The 15,433-nt window shown below is 50.1% G+C and carries 16 protein-coding genes; 15 read left to right on the top strand and 1 reads right to left on the bottom strand.

What is annotated here, in order from left to right:
• The first annotated feature begins 63 nt into the window (after nt 1-63).
• From ABGI61_RS03695 to ABGI61_RS03630, 14 genes are all read left to right on the top strand, one after another.
• Nucleotides 64-1,281: an aspartate aminotransferase family protein gene (locus tag ABGI61_RS03695; RefSeq protein ID WP_347597058.1), complete on the top strand. Its 1,218-nt coding sequence runs from the start codon at nt 64-66 to the stop codon at nt 1,279-1,281.
• A 102-nt stretch (nt 1,282-1,383) separates the two neighbouring features.
• On the top strand, nt 1,384-2,400 hold the full coding sequence (astA, locus tag ABGI61_RS03690; RefSeq protein ID WP_347597055.1) for an arginine N-succinyltransferase: 1,017 nt from the start codon (nt 1,384-1,386) through the stop codon (nt 2,398-2,400).
• A 25-nt stretch (nt 2,401-2,425) separates the two neighbouring features.
• Complete coding sequence (astD, locus tag ABGI61_RS03685) at nt 2,426-3,895, top strand: succinylglutamate-semialdehyde dehydrogenase (RefSeq protein ID WP_347597052.1); 1,470 nt, start codon at nt 2,426-2,428, stop codon at nt 3,893-3,895.
• Nucleotides 3,896-4,012: 117 nt separating this feature from the next.
• The gene (locus tag ABGI61_RS03680; RefSeq protein WP_347597049.1) at nt 4,013-4,360 is read left to right on the top strand and encodes a DUF3802 family protein; all 348 of its coding nucleotides are present in this window, start codon (nt 4,013-4,015) and stop codon (nt 4,358-4,360) included.
• A gap of 83 nt (nt 4,361-4,443) precedes the next feature.
• Nucleotides 4,444-4,881 carry an OsmC family protein gene (locus tag ABGI61_RS03675; protein WP_347597046.1) on the top strand — a complete coding sequence of 146 codons (438 nt, stop codon included), beginning with the start codon at nt 4,444-4,446 and terminating at the stop codon, nt 4,879-4,881.
• Between the two features lie 45 nt (nt 4,882-4,926).
• Nucleotides 4,927-5,733: an adenosylmethionine decarboxylase gene (speD, locus tag ABGI61_RS03670; protein WP_347597043.1), complete on the top strand. Its 807-nt coding sequence runs from the start codon at nt 4,927-4,929 to the stop codon at nt 5,731-5,733.
• A 2-nt stretch (nt 5,734-5,735) separates the two neighbouring features.
• Nucleotides 5,736-6,731 (top strand): tRNA dihydrouridine(20/20a) synthase DusA, encoded by a 996-nt coding sequence (gene dusA / locus ABGI61_RS03665; RefSeq protein ID WP_347597041.1) that lies wholly within the window; start codon nt 5,736-5,738, stop codon nt 6,729-6,731.
• A gap of 182 nt (nt 6,732-6,913) precedes the next feature.
• Nucleotides 6,914-7,177 carry a hypothetical protein gene (locus ABGI61_RS03660; RefSeq protein ID WP_347597038.1) on the top strand — a complete coding sequence of 88 codons (264 nt, stop codon included), beginning with the start codon at nt 6,914-6,916 and terminating at the stop codon, nt 7,175-7,177.
• 3 nt (nt 7,178-7,180) lie between these two features.
• On the top strand, nt 7,181-7,303 hold the full coding sequence (locus ABGI61_RS03655) for a hypothetical protein (RefSeq protein ID WP_347597036.1): 123 nt from the start codon (nt 7,181-7,183) through the stop codon (nt 7,301-7,303).
• 104 nt (nt 7,304-7,407) lie between these two features.
• On the top strand, nt 7,408-7,605 hold the full coding sequence (locus ABGI61_RS03650) for a PspC domain-containing protein (RefSeq protein ID WP_347597033.1): 198 nt from the start codon (nt 7,408-7,410) through the stop codon (nt 7,603-7,605).
• A gap of 80 nt (nt 7,606-7,685) precedes the next feature.
• The gene (locus ABGI61_RS03645) at nt 7,686-8,117 is read left to right on the top strand and encodes a copper chaperone PCu(A)C (RefSeq protein ID WP_347597030.1); all 432 of its coding nucleotides are present in this window, start codon (nt 7,686-7,688) and stop codon (nt 8,115-8,117) included.
• Between the two features lie 9 nt (nt 8,118-8,126).
• On the top strand, nt 8,127-9,104 hold the full coding sequence (locus tag ABGI61_RS03640) for a DUF2333 family protein (protein WP_347597028.1): 978 nt from the start codon (nt 8,127-8,129) through the stop codon (nt 9,102-9,104).
• 8 nt (nt 9,105-9,112) lie between these two features.
• Entirely contained in the window at nt 9,113-9,871 is a 759-nt protein-coding gene (locus tag ABGI61_RS03635; RefSeq protein ID WP_347597024.1) for a TIGR04219 family outer membrane beta-barrel protein, read from the top strand.
• 119 nt (nt 9,872-9,990) lie between these two features.
• Nucleotides 9,991-12,156, top strand: a complete 2,166-nt coding sequence (locus ABGI61_RS03630) for a response regulator (RefSeq protein WP_347597021.1) — start codon at nt 9,991-9,993, stop codon at nt 12,154-12,156.
• On the opposite strand, the gene ABGI61_RS03625 is transcribed toward ABGI61_RS03630, so the two are convergent.
• A complete protein-coding gene (locus tag ABGI61_RS03625) occupies nt 12,127-12,999 on the bottom strand; it encodes a TIGR03899 family protein (RefSeq protein ID WP_347597019.1) in 873 nt (290 codons plus the stop codon). The two genes, ABGI61_RS03630 and ABGI61_RS03625, sit on opposite strands and share 30 nt — an antisense overlap.
• Nucleotides 13,000-13,176: 177 nt before the next feature.
• Between ABGI61_RS03625 and ABGI61_RS03620 the strand changes: the two genes are divergently transcribed.
• Nucleotides 13,177-15,399: a two-component system response regulator gene (locus ABGI61_RS03620; RefSeq protein ID WP_347597016.1), complete on the top strand. Its 2,223-nt coding sequence runs from the start codon at nt 13,177-13,179 to the stop codon at nt 15,397-15,399.
• Nucleotides 15,400-15,433: the final 34 nt, after the last annotated feature.

The following is a 15,433-nucleotide window of genomic DNA, read 5'->3' as shown; positions in this document are numbered from 1 at the left end:
GCTAAAGCCTAACCTGATCGCTGACAGCACAGCGGCATCCAGCAGACCAAAGAGGAACAGAACATGAGCGGCCAGTCGCAAATCACTCGCGCATTATTTGATGAAGTTATGGTACCCAACTATGCTCCTGCCGGCGTTATTCCGGTGAGAGGCGAGGGTTCCCGCGTTTGGGATCAACAGAGCCGCGAATACGTTGATTTTGCCGGTGGCATTGCCGTAAGCAGTCTGGGCCATTGCCACCCGGCATTGGTTAATGCGATTAAACAGCAGGCCGATAAGCTGTGGCATTTAAGCAATGTGATGACCAACGAACCGGCGCTGCGGTTAGCAAAAAAGCTGGTTGACAACACCTTTGCTGATAAAGTGTACTTTGCCAATTCAGGTGCAGAAGCCAACGAAGCAGCCTTTAAACTGGCGCGGCGCTGGGCGCTGGATAAATTCGGCGCGCATAAAGATCAAATCATCTCCTTTGGTAAAAGCTTTCATGGCCGTACCTTTTTCACCGTAACCGTCGGCGGCCAGGCGGCGTATTCAGATGGTTTTGGCCCCAAGCCTGGCGCCGTGCTGCATACGGAATTTAATAACCTGGAAAGTGTAAAAGCGTTAATCTCAGACAACACCTGTGCCGTGGTGCTAGAGCCGATTCAGGGCGAGGGCGGTATTATTCCTGCCACAGCCGAATTTTTACAGGGCGTACGCGAGCTGTGTAATCAGCACAATGCACTGCTGGTCATGGATGAAGTACAAACCGGCGTTGGCCGCACCGGTAAACTGTATGCTTATATGCACTATGGCGTAACGCCGGATATCTTAACCACCGCCAAATCATTAGGCGGCGGCTTCCCGATTGGCGCCATGCTAACCACGACAGAAATTGCCAGCCACCTGAAAGTGGGCACCCACGGCAGTACCTATGGTGGTAACCCGCTGGCCTGTGCCGTGGCTGAAGCGGTACTAGATACGGTAAATCAGCCAACCGTGATGGCACAGGTGTTAGAAAATGAGCAGTTATTCCGCCAGCAGCTTGATGCTATTAACCAAAAATACCAGGTATTTAGCGAAGTACGCGGTAAGGGCATGCTGCTGGGGGCCGTGTTAAACGATAAGTACAAAGGCCGTTCACGTGATTTCTTTTTGGCTGCTGCCGAGCATGGTGTGATGGCCTTAGTTGCCGGGCCTGATGTCGTGCGTTTTGCTCCATCGTTGGTGATTACCCCGGCCGATATCCACGAGGGTATGCAACGCTTTGAGCAGGCGGTTAAACAGGTGGTTGGCGCCTGATAGCTCGCCAAACTGAGATACCAAGCAGCATTAAGACTGCAAAAATGAAGCAAGGGGCCTTTAGGCCCCGAAAACTATAAAGCAAAACTGGAGTAAGCGACGATGATGGTGATTCGCCCAATCCGAGCGGATGATTACCCGGCGCTGTATGATATTGCAGTCGAGTCCGGGCATGGCTTTACGTCCCTGCCGGTCAATGACGAGCTACTGATGCGCAAAATCAGCCGCTCTGAGCATTCGTTCAGTAAACAGGTGACATCACCTGGTGATGAAGGCTACCTGTTTGTGCTGGAAGACACCGCCACCGGTGAAGTCTGTGGCACCAGTGCGCTGGAAGCTGCTGTAGGCCTGGACGATGCTTTCTACCATTATCATTTAGGTAAGGTAGTGCATAGCTCACGCTCACTGGGCGTGTACAAAACAGTGGATATTTTAACCCTGTGCAACGACTACACTGGCGTCAGTGAATTGTGTACGCTGTTTTTACGTGAAAGCCGGCGCGAAAAGCACAATGGCCGCCTGTTGTCGAAAATGCGCTTTTTATTTATGGCAGAATTTTCTGAGCGTTTCGCTGATAGGGTAATTGCCGAGATGCGTGGTGTGTCGAATGACGATGGTAGCTCGCCGTTCTGGCAGTGGTTGCAGGAGCATTTTTTCTCGCTGGATTTTCCCACCGCCGATTATCTTACCGGCATAGGACAAAAAGTCTTTATTGCTGAGCTGATGCCAAAATACCCGATTTATGTCAGTTTGCTGAGCAAACAAGCGCAGGCAGTGATTGGCAAAGTGCATGAAAAAACGAAGCCGGCGCTGGCGTTGTTACAATCAGAAGGGTTTTCTAACCGCGGTTACGTTGATATTTTCGATGCCGGCCCCACCGTAGAGGCAAGGGTAGAGCATATTCGCTCGGTGCGAAATAGCCGCCGCTTACAGGTAGTGATTGGTGAGGTAACTCAGGGCCAGCCGCATTTAATCAGTAATACGCAGTTGGTAAATTTTCGCGCCACCTGGCTGTTGGTGCAGCCTGACGAACACAGTGAGCAGGTAACCATACCGGCCGATGTTGCAGCCGCGCTGCAGGTTGATGCCGGCGATTGGGTCAGGGTTACCCGCATCTAGGGCCTAATTTTAGCAGGGGAGTAGCATGAAGCACGCAGAGCAGTTTATTAATGGTGAGTGGGTGTCGGGCGAAGGTAAAGCCTTTGTTTCATTAGATCCGGCAAAAAATGTGCAGATCTGGCAAGGCCAAGCAGCCACGGCTGAGCAAGTGGCAAAAGCGATAGACACAGCACGTAAAGCACAGTACGACTGGGCTGGCTTAAGTTTTGACGAGCGGGTGTCGGTGGTGAAAAAATTCGCTGAGCTGCTCACTCAGCATAAAGAAGCCATGGCATTGTCGATTGCAGAAGAGACCGGTAAAGCGCTGTGGGAAGCCCGCACTGAAGTGGGCGCCATGATTGGTAAAGTTGATATTTCTGTGCGTGCCTACCAGGAGCGTACCGGCACCAAAGAAAACCCGATGCCACAAGGCCGGGCCTTTATCCGTCATAAGCCGCATGGCGTAGTCGCCGTGTTTGGCCCTTATAACTTCCCCGGGCATTTGCCTAATGGTCATATAGTGCCGGCGCTGCTGGCGGGCAATGCCGTGGTGTTTAAGCCTTCAGAGCTGACACCTAAGGTGGCGGAAGATACAGTAAAACTATGGCAGCAAGCCGGTTTGCCTGCGGGCGTATTAAGTCTGTTACAAGGCGAAGTGGATACCGGTAAAGCCATAGCGGCCCATGATGGTATTGACGGTATCTTCTTTACCGGCAGCTCGCGTACCGGCCATTACTTACACCAGCAATTTGCCGGCCGGCCGGATAAAATCCTGGCGCTGGAGATGGGCGGCAATAACCCGCTTATCGTGCAGGATGTCAGCAATATCGACGCCACGGTACACGATATTATTCAGTCTGCCTTTATTTCTGCCGGTCAGCGCTGTACCTGTGCCCGTAAATTGTTTTTACCTAAAGGCGCACAGGGCGATGCCATTTTAGCGCGCTTATTAGAGGTTAGCCGAAACATTAAAGTGGGCATTTACGATGCACCTGAGCAGCCTTTTATGGGCTCGATGATTTCGGTTGCCGCCGCCAAAGGCATGTTAGCGGTACAGCAACAGCTGGTAGAGCTGGGTGGTAAGGTGCTGCTGGAAATGCGTCATCTGGATGAAAATACCGCTCTGGTAACACCGGGTATTATCGAATGCTCGACTGTAACTAGCTTCCCGGACGATGAGCACTTTGGGCCGTTACTGAAAGTATTCCGTTTCAGCGACTTTGACCAGGCCATTGATCAGGCTAACAGCACGGCGTTTGGTTTGTCGGCCGGCCTGCTTAGCGACAGTGCCGAACTGTATCAGCACTTTTTCCGCCGGATCCGCGCTGGTATTGTTAACTGGAACCGACCCATTACTGGTGCCAGTTCAGCCGCACCTTTTGGTGGCATAGGCGCCAGCGGTAACCACAGAGCCAGTGCGTATTATGCCGCTGACTATTGCGCTTATCCGGTGGCATCGGTAGAGCTGGAGCAGGTGGTGATGCCGGAGCAGCTCTCTCCGGGCTTGCAGTTTTAAGTAGCATAAAAAATAAATCCTACCGGGGCGCCAGCCCCGGTTTGTTTTATGCTATGGTTTTTGCTTAAATAACGAAAACTTATTGCTGTTTTGCCAGCAGCCAGGTGTAAGCGAGTTATGGTTACAGACAAACCCGGATACGAACATCTGATCCAGTTTCTGACTGAGCATCTGTCATTGTTTGAGCAGGGCGGCAGTAATGGTAGTGGTAAAACCATAGGTGAGCTGTTAGAAGAGTCAATTGCCGAGCAAATCATCACCCTGTGCACCCAACATACCGAATTGGAAATGAACCACCGCAGCATGATTATCCGCGAAGTGGATGGCATTATGTATGACTTTCAAGAAGTGTTAAGCAGTGTGCTGGAAAAAAAAGCGACTGCGCAGCAAGCTGAACTCATCAACGAAATCTCTCTGTTAATCAAAAACCTGTTTGATAACGCCATCGCCGATCTGCTCGATTAACCTGCCAGACCGCGCAATTATGCTAGATACCTGCCGCCGTTTTACGTAAAATACCGCCCTTGTTTTTTCGGCGGGGGTAGCCTGTGCAAGCAAAAGTTAAATGGCTGGATAACAACACCTTTATCGGTCGCTCAGGCAGCGGCCATGCGGTCGTGTTTGACGGCAATAAAGACGGCAGCGTTGCCGCCAGCCCAATGGAGATGGTATTGATGGCCGCCGGCGCCTGCTCGTCGGTGGATGTGGTGAGCATTTTACAAAAAGCCCGCCAGCAGGTGCAGGATTGTGAGGTTGAGTTAAGCGCCGAGCGCGCTGACACTGTGCCCAGAGTCTTTACCAAGCTGCATCTGCATTTTGTTGTTACCGGTACTAATTTGAGTGAAAAGCAGGTAGAGCGCGCGGTGCAGTTATCCGCCGATAAATATTGCTCGGTATCTATTATGTTATCGGGCAGTGTCGCAGTGAGTCACTCGTTCAGCGTTATCGAAGCAGCAACGGCGCCCAACGGCAGCCAGCAGCAGTAATTCAGTTAATAACCGCGCTGCGGTTTTTTGCGGAGACAAAGTTAAGTGGTTAAACCTTTTGAAAAATTGAAACTACATGGGTTCAACAACCTGACGAAAAGCTTGAGTTTCAGCCTTTACGATATCTGCTATGCCAAAACAGAGCAGCACCGGCAGGAATATATCGAATATATTGATGAGCAGTACAATGCTGACCGCTTAACCGACATTCTGACCGAAGTGACCGATATTATCGGCGCTAATATTCTGAATGTGGCCCGCCAGGATTACGATCCGCAAGGCGCCAGCGTGACCATACTGGTTAGTGAAGAGCCGGTGCTGGTCGACCCGGATAATTCAGAAAACCCTGGCCCACGGCCTGATGTGGTCGTTGCCCATCTGGATAAAAGCCATATTTGTGTGCACACCTACCCGGAAGTGCATCCGCATGATGGCATCTGTACTTTCCGTGCCGATATCGAGGTGTCAACCTGCGGTATTATATCGCCACTGAAAGCACTGAATTTCTTAATTCACAGCTTCGAGTCTGACATTGTGACCATTGATTACCGGGTGCGTGGCTTTACCCGTGATGTCAGTGGTACCAAGCACTATATCGATCATCCTATTACGTCTATACAGAACTTTATGGACGAAGAGACCAAACGCGCCTTTCAGATGATCGACGTCAACGTGTATCAGGAAAACTTGTTCCACACCAAGATGATGCTAAAAGAAGCCGATTTGAACAATTACCTGTTTGGCATGGGTACCGATTCAATGACGGCAGAAGAACAGAAAATCATCAGCAAAAAAGTGTTTCGTGAAATGCGCGAAATTTTCTACGGCCGTAACCTGCCGGACATGAAATAAGCATGCGCAACCAGGTGCTTGCCGCTCATCAGTTTTCTGTCGCGCCCATGCTGGACTGGACCGACAAGCACTGCCGCTATTTTCACCGTCTGTTAAGCCGACATGCCGTGTTGTATACCGAGATGGTGACCACTGGTGCTATTATTCATGGCAGTGGTGACTATTTAGCTTTCAATGAGCAAGAGCATCCGGTGGTGCTGCAGTTGGGCGGCTCTGAGCCGGCCGACATGGCGCACTGTGCCAGGCTTGCCGAGCAGCGTGGCTATGATGCGGTAAATATTAACGTGGGTTGTCCGTCAGATCGGGTGCAAAATGGCATGTTTGGCGCTTGTCTGATGGCGCAGCCGGCGCGGGTGGCCGATTGTGTTAAAGCCATGCAGGATGCGGTGTCTATACCGGTGACGGTGAAAACCCGCATCGGTATTGATGATTCAGACGACTACCAGTTTTTGCAGGATTTTATCAGCGAGGTGGCTGATGCCGGCTGCGAGCAGTTTATTATCCACGCCCGTAAAGCCTGGTTAAAAGGCTTAAGCCCGAAAGAGAACCGCGAGATCCCGCCGCTAAATTACCCCAGGGTGCAGCAGCTGAAACGGGAGTTTCCACAGCTTAATATCAGTATTAACGGCGGCATTAAAACGCTGCAACAAGCCAAAGAGCAACTGCAGTACCTTGATGGTGTTATGGTGGGGCGTGAGGCTTATACCAACCCGCTGCTGTTAAGCGAAGTTGATGCACTTATTTATGGTGATACCACTGCCGCCTTAAGCCCCGAGCAGGTTGTGCTGCAGATGCTACCTTATATCGAGCAACAAATGCAGCAGGGCGCGCGTTTTTGGCACATTGCCCGCCATATGCTGGGGCTGTTTCAGGGCAGGCCCGGTGCCCGCCAGTGGCGACGATTACTCAGTGAGCAGGGCCATTTTGCCGATGCTAAACCGGCATTATTACTGCAGGCGCTGGCTAAGCTTAAACCCGTAGCCGATTTGACCAGCTAGTTAGTTAATTTCACTATTTTTTGGTTTTCATTCAAGGCGCTACTGTATGGCAGTTGGCGCCTTATTTATATTATTTATTTAAAATCATGTGTTTACCTTGTTTTTGTTGGTTGGCACAACACTTGAAATACCTTGGTATCGAAACAGTGTAGTACCGACTAACAAGTAACAAGGATATGACAATGAAACGCTTCACTACTCTGGTTTTAACCTGTTCTCTTGCAACCGCCCTTAGCATTAACCCGCTGTTGGCCGATGAGGTCTCTGCTGAATTACAGCAGGTGGTACAACAGCAACTGAACACATTGTCCGCAGAAACGCAGCAGCAAGCGCGTCTGGCGCTGCAAAGCAGTGTGCTGGATTTGATTGCACAGCAAAGCGCACGTCAGGACGTTACTGAGCTGGCCAAACAAGCGCTAGCCCAGGTAAGCGTAATTGCGGAATAAGCCATGCTGATCCCGTCATTCTGGTTATTGCTGGCGTATTTAAGTCCTGTACTGAGCATAGTGCCTGTGATGTTGGCCTGGCAGCTGTTGGCGCCGCGGGCCATACGGTTAACAGGAGAGCACTGATGAGCTGGTTAAATATGGAATTACTTACCTTTGCTTTATTTGGCAGCCTGCTGTGGCTGGCTAGGTCAGCCGCTCAACCGAACCACAAAACAGGAGACTAACACATGGCGACTTATGACACTGACCGCTGGTATTGCGCACGTAATTATCGCAAAGTTGCCGGCGTCTGTGCCGGTCTGGCGGGCTATTATCAGCAGCCGCGCTGGCTGATCCGTGCGCTGGCGATCATCTTATTGTTACTCTTTCCGGTGGCAACCCTGATTGCTTATTTGGTGGCGGCAGCCATACTGCCCGATCGCTAAATTCGCTACCTTCGCGTTACAGGCTGTGCCAGCGGTTAAACTGGTGTAATATAAAGCTGTGACGAATAAGGAGAAAAGTAATGCGATTGCTAAATAAAACGCTGTTGTTACTGGCTTTAGCCAGTCCGCTGCTTCAGGCCGCTACCCCCACAGTGCAAGATGGCCAGGTACGTCAGCCAATGCCCGGGCGCAGTGTTACTGCAGGTTACTTTACCCTGACTAACTCCACCGATACCGCGCTACAGTTGGTGTCGGCGCAAAGCCCGCTGTTTGCAAAGGTAGAATTGCATCAGCATAGCCACATAGATGGCATGATGCGGATGGAACAAGTCAGTGCCATTGATATTGATACGGGTGCTACTGTTGAGCTGGCGCCTGGCGGCCTGCATTTGATGCTGTTTGAGCCTCAGGGTGAACTGACACCCGGCATGCTGGTGCCGCTGACATTACGCTTTGCTGATGGCCAACAACTTCAGGTTGAACTGCCGGTAGTGGCGATGCCAAAACGCTAAGGAGCCGTTATGTTTAATGCACGTGTGTTAGGTGCGGCCGCCGCGGCAGCGCTGCTGGTGCTTTATATTATTGGTTGGTGGGCCAGCCGGGAGCCGGATTTACTGGTGGATGATATCGCTCAGAGCCGGCAGCAATTAGGCGACAGTGCTATTATCGGCTATAGCACAACCACAGCGCTTATCAGGGTGAGTGAAACTTTGCTGGATAAAAACGCCGGGTATCTTGCCAATGATGTGATGCCGCCTTTTGTGCTGCTGGACAATATGCCGGCATGGGAGCTGGGAGTATTGGAGATGACTCGTGATCTGGCGCTGGCGCTACGCAAAGATTTAAGCCGTTCACAGTCGCAATCTACCGAAAACCCGTATCTGAAAATCGCTCAGCCGAAGTTTAATATTGACCATCGTAGCTGGGCCATTCCCAGTGCAGAGGCCGAGTATCGCAAAGCAATAGAGCAACTCTACCTTTACCGTACTGAGCTGATGGACCCGCAGCGACCCGATAGCCAGTTTTATGCCCGCGCCGATAACCTGCGAGATTGGTTAAAAGCGGTGGAAAAGCGCCTGGGTAGCTATTCGCAGCGTTTAAGTGCCAGTGTTGGGCAAGACCGGCTGAACACTGATTTAGCCAATGATGCCTCGGCCCGTCAGTCTACTGACACACCCGCGCACCGGCGCATTAAAACCAGTTGGTGGAAACTGGACGATGAGTTTTATGAAGCGCGCGGTGCCAGCTGGGCACTACTACATTTTTTGAAAGCGGTGGAGACGGATTTTGCTGATGTGCTGGTGCGAAAAAATGCCATGGTAAGCCTGAGGCAAATAATCCGTGAGCTTGAGGCAACACAGCAGCCAATCTGGAGCCCAATGGTGCTTAATGGCAGTGGTTTTGGTTTGATGGCAAACCATTCACTGGTGATGGCAAACTATATCTCTCGTGCCAATGCGGCGCTTATCGACTTATCTGAATTATTAACACAAGGGTAATTACACCAATGAAACACTCTGTTTTAATGCTTGCGCTGGCTGGCAGTCTTGTTACCACAGCGGCACAAGCCGATACGTTACTGGGTTTGTATATCGGCGCTGATGGTTGGCGCACCTCTACCGATGGCAGTTTTGCTAACAATGAGCAGCTACAAAGCTTTAATTTTAATGATAAAACCCAAAGCTCTTACTATGTAGCATTGGAGCATCCTCTGCCACTGCTGCCCAATATCCGCCTGCAGCATAATCAGTTGGAAAGCAACGGCTTAACGGTATTGAACGCCAGCTTCAGCTTTGCCGGCGAGACCTTTGCTGTCGATACTGATATTGCCAACCAGGTTGATTTGACTAACACGGATTATGTGCTGTATTACGAAATTCTCGATAATGACCTGGTGAGCCTGGACCTGGGTATTAACGCCAAACATATTGACGGCAGTGTGGCTGTGGCTGACCTTGGTGGTAGTGGCGCGGTAGCAGTTCAGGATGCGTCAACCTTTATCCCTATGCTTTATACCTCAGCTATTGTGGGGTTACCGCTAACCGGGCTGGAGCTGTTCGCCAATGGCAGCTTTGTGTCTTACGACGGTAGCCGGGTTTATGACATGCAAGCCGGTGTAGCTTATGCGCTGCTGGATAATCTGGCGGTCGATTTAAGGCTGAAGCTGGGTTACCGCGCTGTTAATCTGCGTTTAGATGATATCGACAATCTGTACGCCGATCTGGATTTTAAAGGTGCTTTTGCCGGCATTGAACTGCATTTTTAGTTTGTGTGTCTCTGGCTGCGTTGTTGAAACGCAGCCCAGGTCGTCCATCCGGGGCGGCCTTGTTCGTGTTGGCGAATCAATTTATAGTTAAGCCAATCTTCGTTAAAGCAGAAGCAATTTTGATAAATTTTTTCAGGCAGTTAACCTTACCCTGGTTAGTTTCGCTACTGGCGATGACGCTATTTATCGGCCTGTGGTCTCAGTATGAAGCAAAAACGCAGCAGCAGCTTCAACTGACGCGTTTTGCTGCTACCTTGCAGCTCAGTATCAGGCCTTTACTGAATAGCAGCGATCCGCAATGGTTAAAAGCCCAATTAGCCCACATTGGTCATAACAGTGGCCTGGGATTGACCACCATAGCGGTGTTTGATCAGCAACATCAAATGCTCATCAGCACCGGGCCAACGGATATGGTGCGGCCTTTAGGCAAGAATGAACAGATAGACCGCTTCCAGTTAGTGTCGTCAGGCCATTACCTTATTGCACTTCAACCTGTTGCTGAACCCGCTGCAGCGAATACCAGTACACTGAAACCGATGGCGCAGCAATACTATTTAATGCTGGTGCTTGAGCAGCAGCCCCTGTCTGCTGCATGGCTAATGCCGGTGCTGATGGTGGCACTTATGGGGGGGGGCGTGTTGTTGTTATTCCGCCGTACGGTCACACAGCACCAGCAACGTTTGCATATCGATGTCAGCTTATTAACGCATAAACTGAATCAGCTGCGGCATGGCCAGCTTAACGTAAAGGTTGAAGAGCAACTTGTTGATGAATTAGCGCCTCTACAACATGGACTTAATGCGTTAGCGTCTGCGCAGGTCAGCATGCAGCAGCTGCTGCAGAATCAGCAACAGCTGCAGCAACAACAGCTTGAAACTCTGCAACAGGAGCAGGCGCAAATAAAAGCGCAAACCGCATTAATACAACAGCAGAGCAGCCAACAACAACAGCAACTTCAAACGGCTGTACGCAATATGCAGCAAGTGTTGGGCCAGTCATTGTCCGGCGATGAATTGGCCTGGCAGCTTAATGCGCAATTATTTCTGTTACAACACACCAGTGCAGACACCACGGCAGAGAGCATAAATTTAGCGCAATTTTTGGCTGCACAGTTACCACAGCTGCAAGCTCAGCTGGCTAACCACAATGTCAGTCTGCAGCTGTTTGAAGCTGCTGATAATTGCCGTTATAACGTGGAGTGTTGTGGGCATACCCTGGCTATTTTGCTACAAGCCCTATTGCGTTTAGGCTGTCGTAGTAATGAGGTAAGTGATATTAGCTTATATATGCAGCTCAAAGCTGAGCAGCGACAACTGCAACTGACGTTAATTTGTGACGGTGATGGCCTAAGCAGAGCGGTGCGGCAAAAGCTAATGCAAGACACGGCAACCATGCAGCCCTGGCAAGATGCTGACATCGCGATTGTCGCCAGTGCCAGGCAAGACTTGGCAGGGGATATTATTGTGCAGTCGCTTGACGGATTGGGCTGCACCCTTCAGGTCAAACTTGCCCTGACAGCAGTCTCGCCCCAGGAAGCGGTAATGTTGCAGCATGTATTGCTATTTGATAACCAGCCGGCAAGGTTAAAAGAGCGTGCTGTCAGCCTGAGTGCCTTAACCGGTTATCTGGCCAGCTGTAATGATCTGGCTGATCTTCAGCGAAAAGTGTCGTTGCATCAGTATGATGCGGCGATTATTTTCTTACCGGAAGAGGGGAGTGCACCCGTCGAACCTCAGCGTTGGCAAGCAATCATGCAAATGCTTAGCCACTGCCAGCGTGTACTCTGCTATGCCAGCGCTCAGACATGCGCAACTTGGCAGCAACTGCTGCAGTTGCCAGTGAGTGTTGGTCCATTTTGTCTTCGGCAGTTAACGCAGACGTTGCCACCCGATACTGAAGTGCCGAAATTGCTGGTGGTTGATGACAATACGACTAATCTGGCGTTTATTCGGGTGCTGTTACAGCATCAATCGCTGCAGCTTGAAACCGCCGTAACCGGCGCTGAAGCGATTGAACTTTGTGCTCGCCAGCGGTTTGATCTCATTTTACTGGATATTCAGTTGCCTGATATCGCCGGCACTGAGGTGGCACGTCAGTTAAGACAACAACCGGAATATCAGCAAACACCCATACTGGCATTTACTGCCCATGCGCTTGATGAAGAAATTGAGCAGTTTTTGCAGGCAGGCATGAACGATGTCATCATCAAACCCCTGGGTGCTGACAACCTAAAGCAGATTGTGCATTGGTGCCAATCAGCCCGTAAATCGGATAGTCGTACGTAAGAGGGTTTTGAGTGCATCAAGATAAGCCTGATGTGGTTCCCGCGTAACCAGTGGTAACAGCTCAGCACCGCTGGCAGTGTATTTGTAATACTGTAACACCACGTTTTTACTGCTGATGGTGCCGGTCAGACTGGCTTGCTGATATTGCCAATGAAGCTGTTGACCATAAGTCAGCTCACCACTTTCAATCTCAGAGCTGTGCAGCAAGCCGATATCAACCAGGCTAAGTATTTGCGGATAAGACAAACCAAACTGGTTCAGGTTTAACATGGCTCTGCTGCGGCCAGTGAGAAAGTGCCATAACGATGGCCGGCGAATATAACCAAAGTAAATACGCGGCGTCGGATCCTGACGGGTGCGGCAGCTTAATGCTGCGGCTTGTTGCAGTGCCATAGCTTCTTTTACGCTCATGCGCTTTAGCGTATGCAGGGTTTTTAACGCAAACTTGCCGGGACTGGCGATTTCACCGGCAAGAATTTTCGCCCACAGCTGCTGCATGCTGGCGTTGGATATATCGAGCGTTAACTCACAAAATTGAGTAAACCAGTCGGGGTCCACTTCCTGGTTAGAGACAGTATCGGGGCAATATTCCAAAGCCTGGGAGATCACACGTTCTAAATTATGTTGCTGGCGCTCACGTTGCATCTGCAGCCGCCGTTCAGCCCGTTCGGCAAGGTTTAAATGACTGCTTTGTGCCCCTGAACGCGCAGCCAGCTGCTGGTGTTTGTCGTTAAACTGGCCATGCCCGGCTGGTTGTGGTGCCATATCTGGCTCTGTCGGCGATACCACACTATTACCCAGCTGCATTTTGGCTAATTGCCGCAAGCGTTGTTGGCCGCTCACACTGCTTATCTTTACCATTGCGATGACTGTCCTGAAACCCTTTGCATCGCTATCTTGGCACCGTGGATATTTTGCAGCAAGTTTCGCTTACCGCTTTGCACAAAATAAAATCTGGTATAACTTAGTCTTATCAGGTTTAAGCATGTATATTTAAACGGAATCATTCAATAAGGCTTAATGATGGTGTCAAAAGAAACAGATGAGGATTTTCTGTTTTTAGCAGAAGATGAACCCGTAGCAGCCGCTCAGCAACAAGCACTGGGGGAATGGCACCTGCTAATCGTTGACGATGACGAGGAAATTCACACTGTTACCAAACTTGCACTAAGTGATTTGACGGTGCTTGGTCGTAAGCTTTTGTTTCATCATGCTTATTCTGGCAAGGAGGCGGTCAATTTTTTACGGCAGAATCCAAACACTGCCCTGGTGTTATTGGATGTGGTGATGGAGTCGGATGATGCTGGCCTTAAAGTGGTGCAACAAATCCGTGATGAATTATGCATGGACGAGATCCGCATTGTGCTGCGCACCGGACAGCCGGGTTATGCCCCTGAAGAAAGCGTGATCAAAGAATATGATATTAATGATTACAAAACCAAAACCGAATTAACCCGTAGTAAACTGGTTACCTCAATTATCGCTTCGCTGCGTTCGTATCAGCAGATCCGTACCATTAACCAAAGCCGACGTGGTCTGGAAAAAATTATTAATGCGGGTGCTAACTTGTTGGAGCAGCATTCGCTGCATGAGTTTTCTGAGGGCGTCGTCACACAAATTTCGTCATTAATTGGCTTACACGCTGAGGGTGTGCTGTGTGCCCAAATTGAAGATGACGGCAGTGCCAGCGAGACGATTTACGTTCTAGGTGCTGCCGGCCATTATGCACCTTTTATCAAATGCCAACTGGAACGGCTGGATAATCCGCGTATAGTCAGCCAGATCACCAAGTGTCTGACAACCCGCCAGCATATCTTTACTGATATGGATACTGTGCTGTATCTGGGCAATGATAAACATAGCGCAGCAGTTTACATAGAAACCAACCGGCCAATTGAAGAGCTTGATCGTCAGTTGATCCAGGTATTTTTGAGTAACATCTCTATCGGCTATGAAAATGTGACACTGTTCCAGCAATTGAAACATGCGGCTTATATTGACCCGCTGACAAAAACACCCAACCGTAATGAGTTTATTCAGATCTTACAGGATACCAAGCGTTACGAAGCCGCTAACAATGTTGTGGTGCTAATTGATATTGATCATTTTTCTGACGTAAACGATGGCTTAGGCCAGGATGTTGGCAACGAGTTGCTGATTGCCGTAACGCTGAGGCTTATTGAACATTTTGGCGCTTTTGCCCAGTTAGGTCGCATTGGTGCTGACGTCTTTGGCTTGGTTGGGCCTGAGCGGGAGCTTACCCCTGAGCGCTTGCAAGCGGTATTTGAGGCGCCGTTTCAGGCCTCAGAGCATGCACTGCAGGTAAATGCGACCTTTGGTCTGTGCCGGCTCACTGACACGACTGAGCAAGGCCTGACCATTTTAAAGCACGTTTACATAGCGCTGAATAAAGCGAAAAAGCAGCTTGGGAAAAATTATCAGTATTATCAATCTGATATGGAAGAGCAAATGGCCGAACGGCTGGCACTGCTGCGGATGTTGCGACAAGACTTTGCCCATGACCGGTTGCAGCTGTGGTATCAGCCCCAGGTTTCGCTAAACACTCAGCGCGTGGTGGGGATGGAAGCGCTGCTGCGCTGGCCGCAAACTAACGGCCAATTTGTCTCGCCGGCCGTGTTTATTCCATTGGCTGAATATTCTGGTCTTATTGTCGATATTGGTAGCTGGGTGCTAGAACAGGCATGTTTACAAATAAAACAGCTGCAGAAACAAGGTTTTGCTCAACTGCGAATCGCAGTAAATGTGTCAATGCCGCAATTCAGAAACCATGGCTTTGTGCAATCGGTCATCGATTGTGTGCAGCGCCACCAGATTGCTCCGCAGTTGCTGGAGCTTGAAATCACCGAGTCTGTGGTGATGGACGAACCGAAAATAGTGATAGATGCACTGCAGAAGCTGAAGAATTTTGGTATTAAAGTCGCTATTGACGACTTTGGTATTGGATTTTCTTCGCTCAGTTATCTGCAGCAATTACCGCTGGACCGGATTAAAGTAGATCGCGCCTTTATCCGTGATTTAGATAAAGTAGAAGGTGAGGTAATCGCTGAGACTATTATCAGTCTGGGCAAACGACTACACTTATCTACCATTGCTGAGGGCGTCGAAACCGCTGCACAGGAACAGGCGGTAAAAGCCATGGGCTGTGATGAGGTGCAAGGCTTTATGTATGCCAAACCGATGCCAGCTGCCGAGTTGCTGCTGTTTTTACAGCAGCAAAAGTAATACCCTGCCAAGCCACTTAATAGCATCAGGCCCG

Source organism: Rheinheimera fenheensis (assembly GCF_039871805.1).
Lineage (GTDB): Bacteria > Pseudomonadota > Gammaproteobacteria > Enterobacterales > Alteromonadaceae > Alishewanella > Alishewanella fenheensis.
Note: the sequence above shows the minus strand (reverse complement) of the source record. Positions and strands in the feature narration are given on the sequence as shown.

Coding starts and splice junctions, on each gene's coding strand:
- ABGI61_RS03695 (WP_347597058.1), top strand. CDS start 64: ATGAGCGGCCAGTCGCAAATCACTCGCGCATTATTTGATGAAGTTATG.
- astA (WP_347597055.1), top strand. CDS start 1,384: ATGATGGTGATTCGCCCAATCCGAGCGGATGATTACCCGGCGCTGTAT.
- astD (WP_347597052.1), top strand. CDS start 2,426: ATGAAGCACGCAGAGCAGTTTATTAATGGTGAGTGGGTGTCGGGCGAA.
- ABGI61_RS03680 (WP_347597049.1), top strand. CDS start 4,013: ATGGTTACAGACAAACCCGGATACGAACATCTGATCCAGTTTCTGACT.
- dusA (WP_347597041.1), top strand. CDS start 5,736: ATGCGCAACCAGGTGCTTGCCGCTCATCAGTTTTCTGTCGCGCCCATG.
- ABGI61_RS03660 (WP_347597038.1), top strand. CDS start 6,914: ATGAAACGCTTCACTACTCTGGTTTTAACCTGTTCTCTTGCAACCGCC.
- ABGI61_RS03655 (WP_347597036.1), top strand. CDS start 7,181: ATGCTGATCCCGTCATTCTGGTTATTGCTGGCGTATTTAAGTCCTGTA.
- ABGI61_RS03650 (WP_347597033.1), top strand. CDS start 7,408: ATGGCGACTTATGACACTGACCGCTGGTATTGCGCACGTAATTATCGC.
- ABGI61_RS03645 (WP_347597030.1), top strand. CDS start 7,686: ATGCGATTGCTAAATAAAACGCTGTTGTTACTGGCTTTAGCCAGTCCG.
- ABGI61_RS03640 (WP_347597028.1), top strand. CDS start 8,127: ATGTTTAATGCACGTGTGTTAGGTGCGGCCGCCGCGGCAGCGCTGCTG.
- ABGI61_RS03635 (WP_347597024.1), top strand. CDS start 9,113: ATGAAACACTCTGTTTTAATGCTTGCGCTGGCTGGCAGTCTTGTTACC.
- ABGI61_RS03620 (WP_347597016.1), top strand. CDS start 13,177: ATGATGGTGTCAAAAGAAACAGATGAGGATTTTCTGTTTTTAGCAGAA.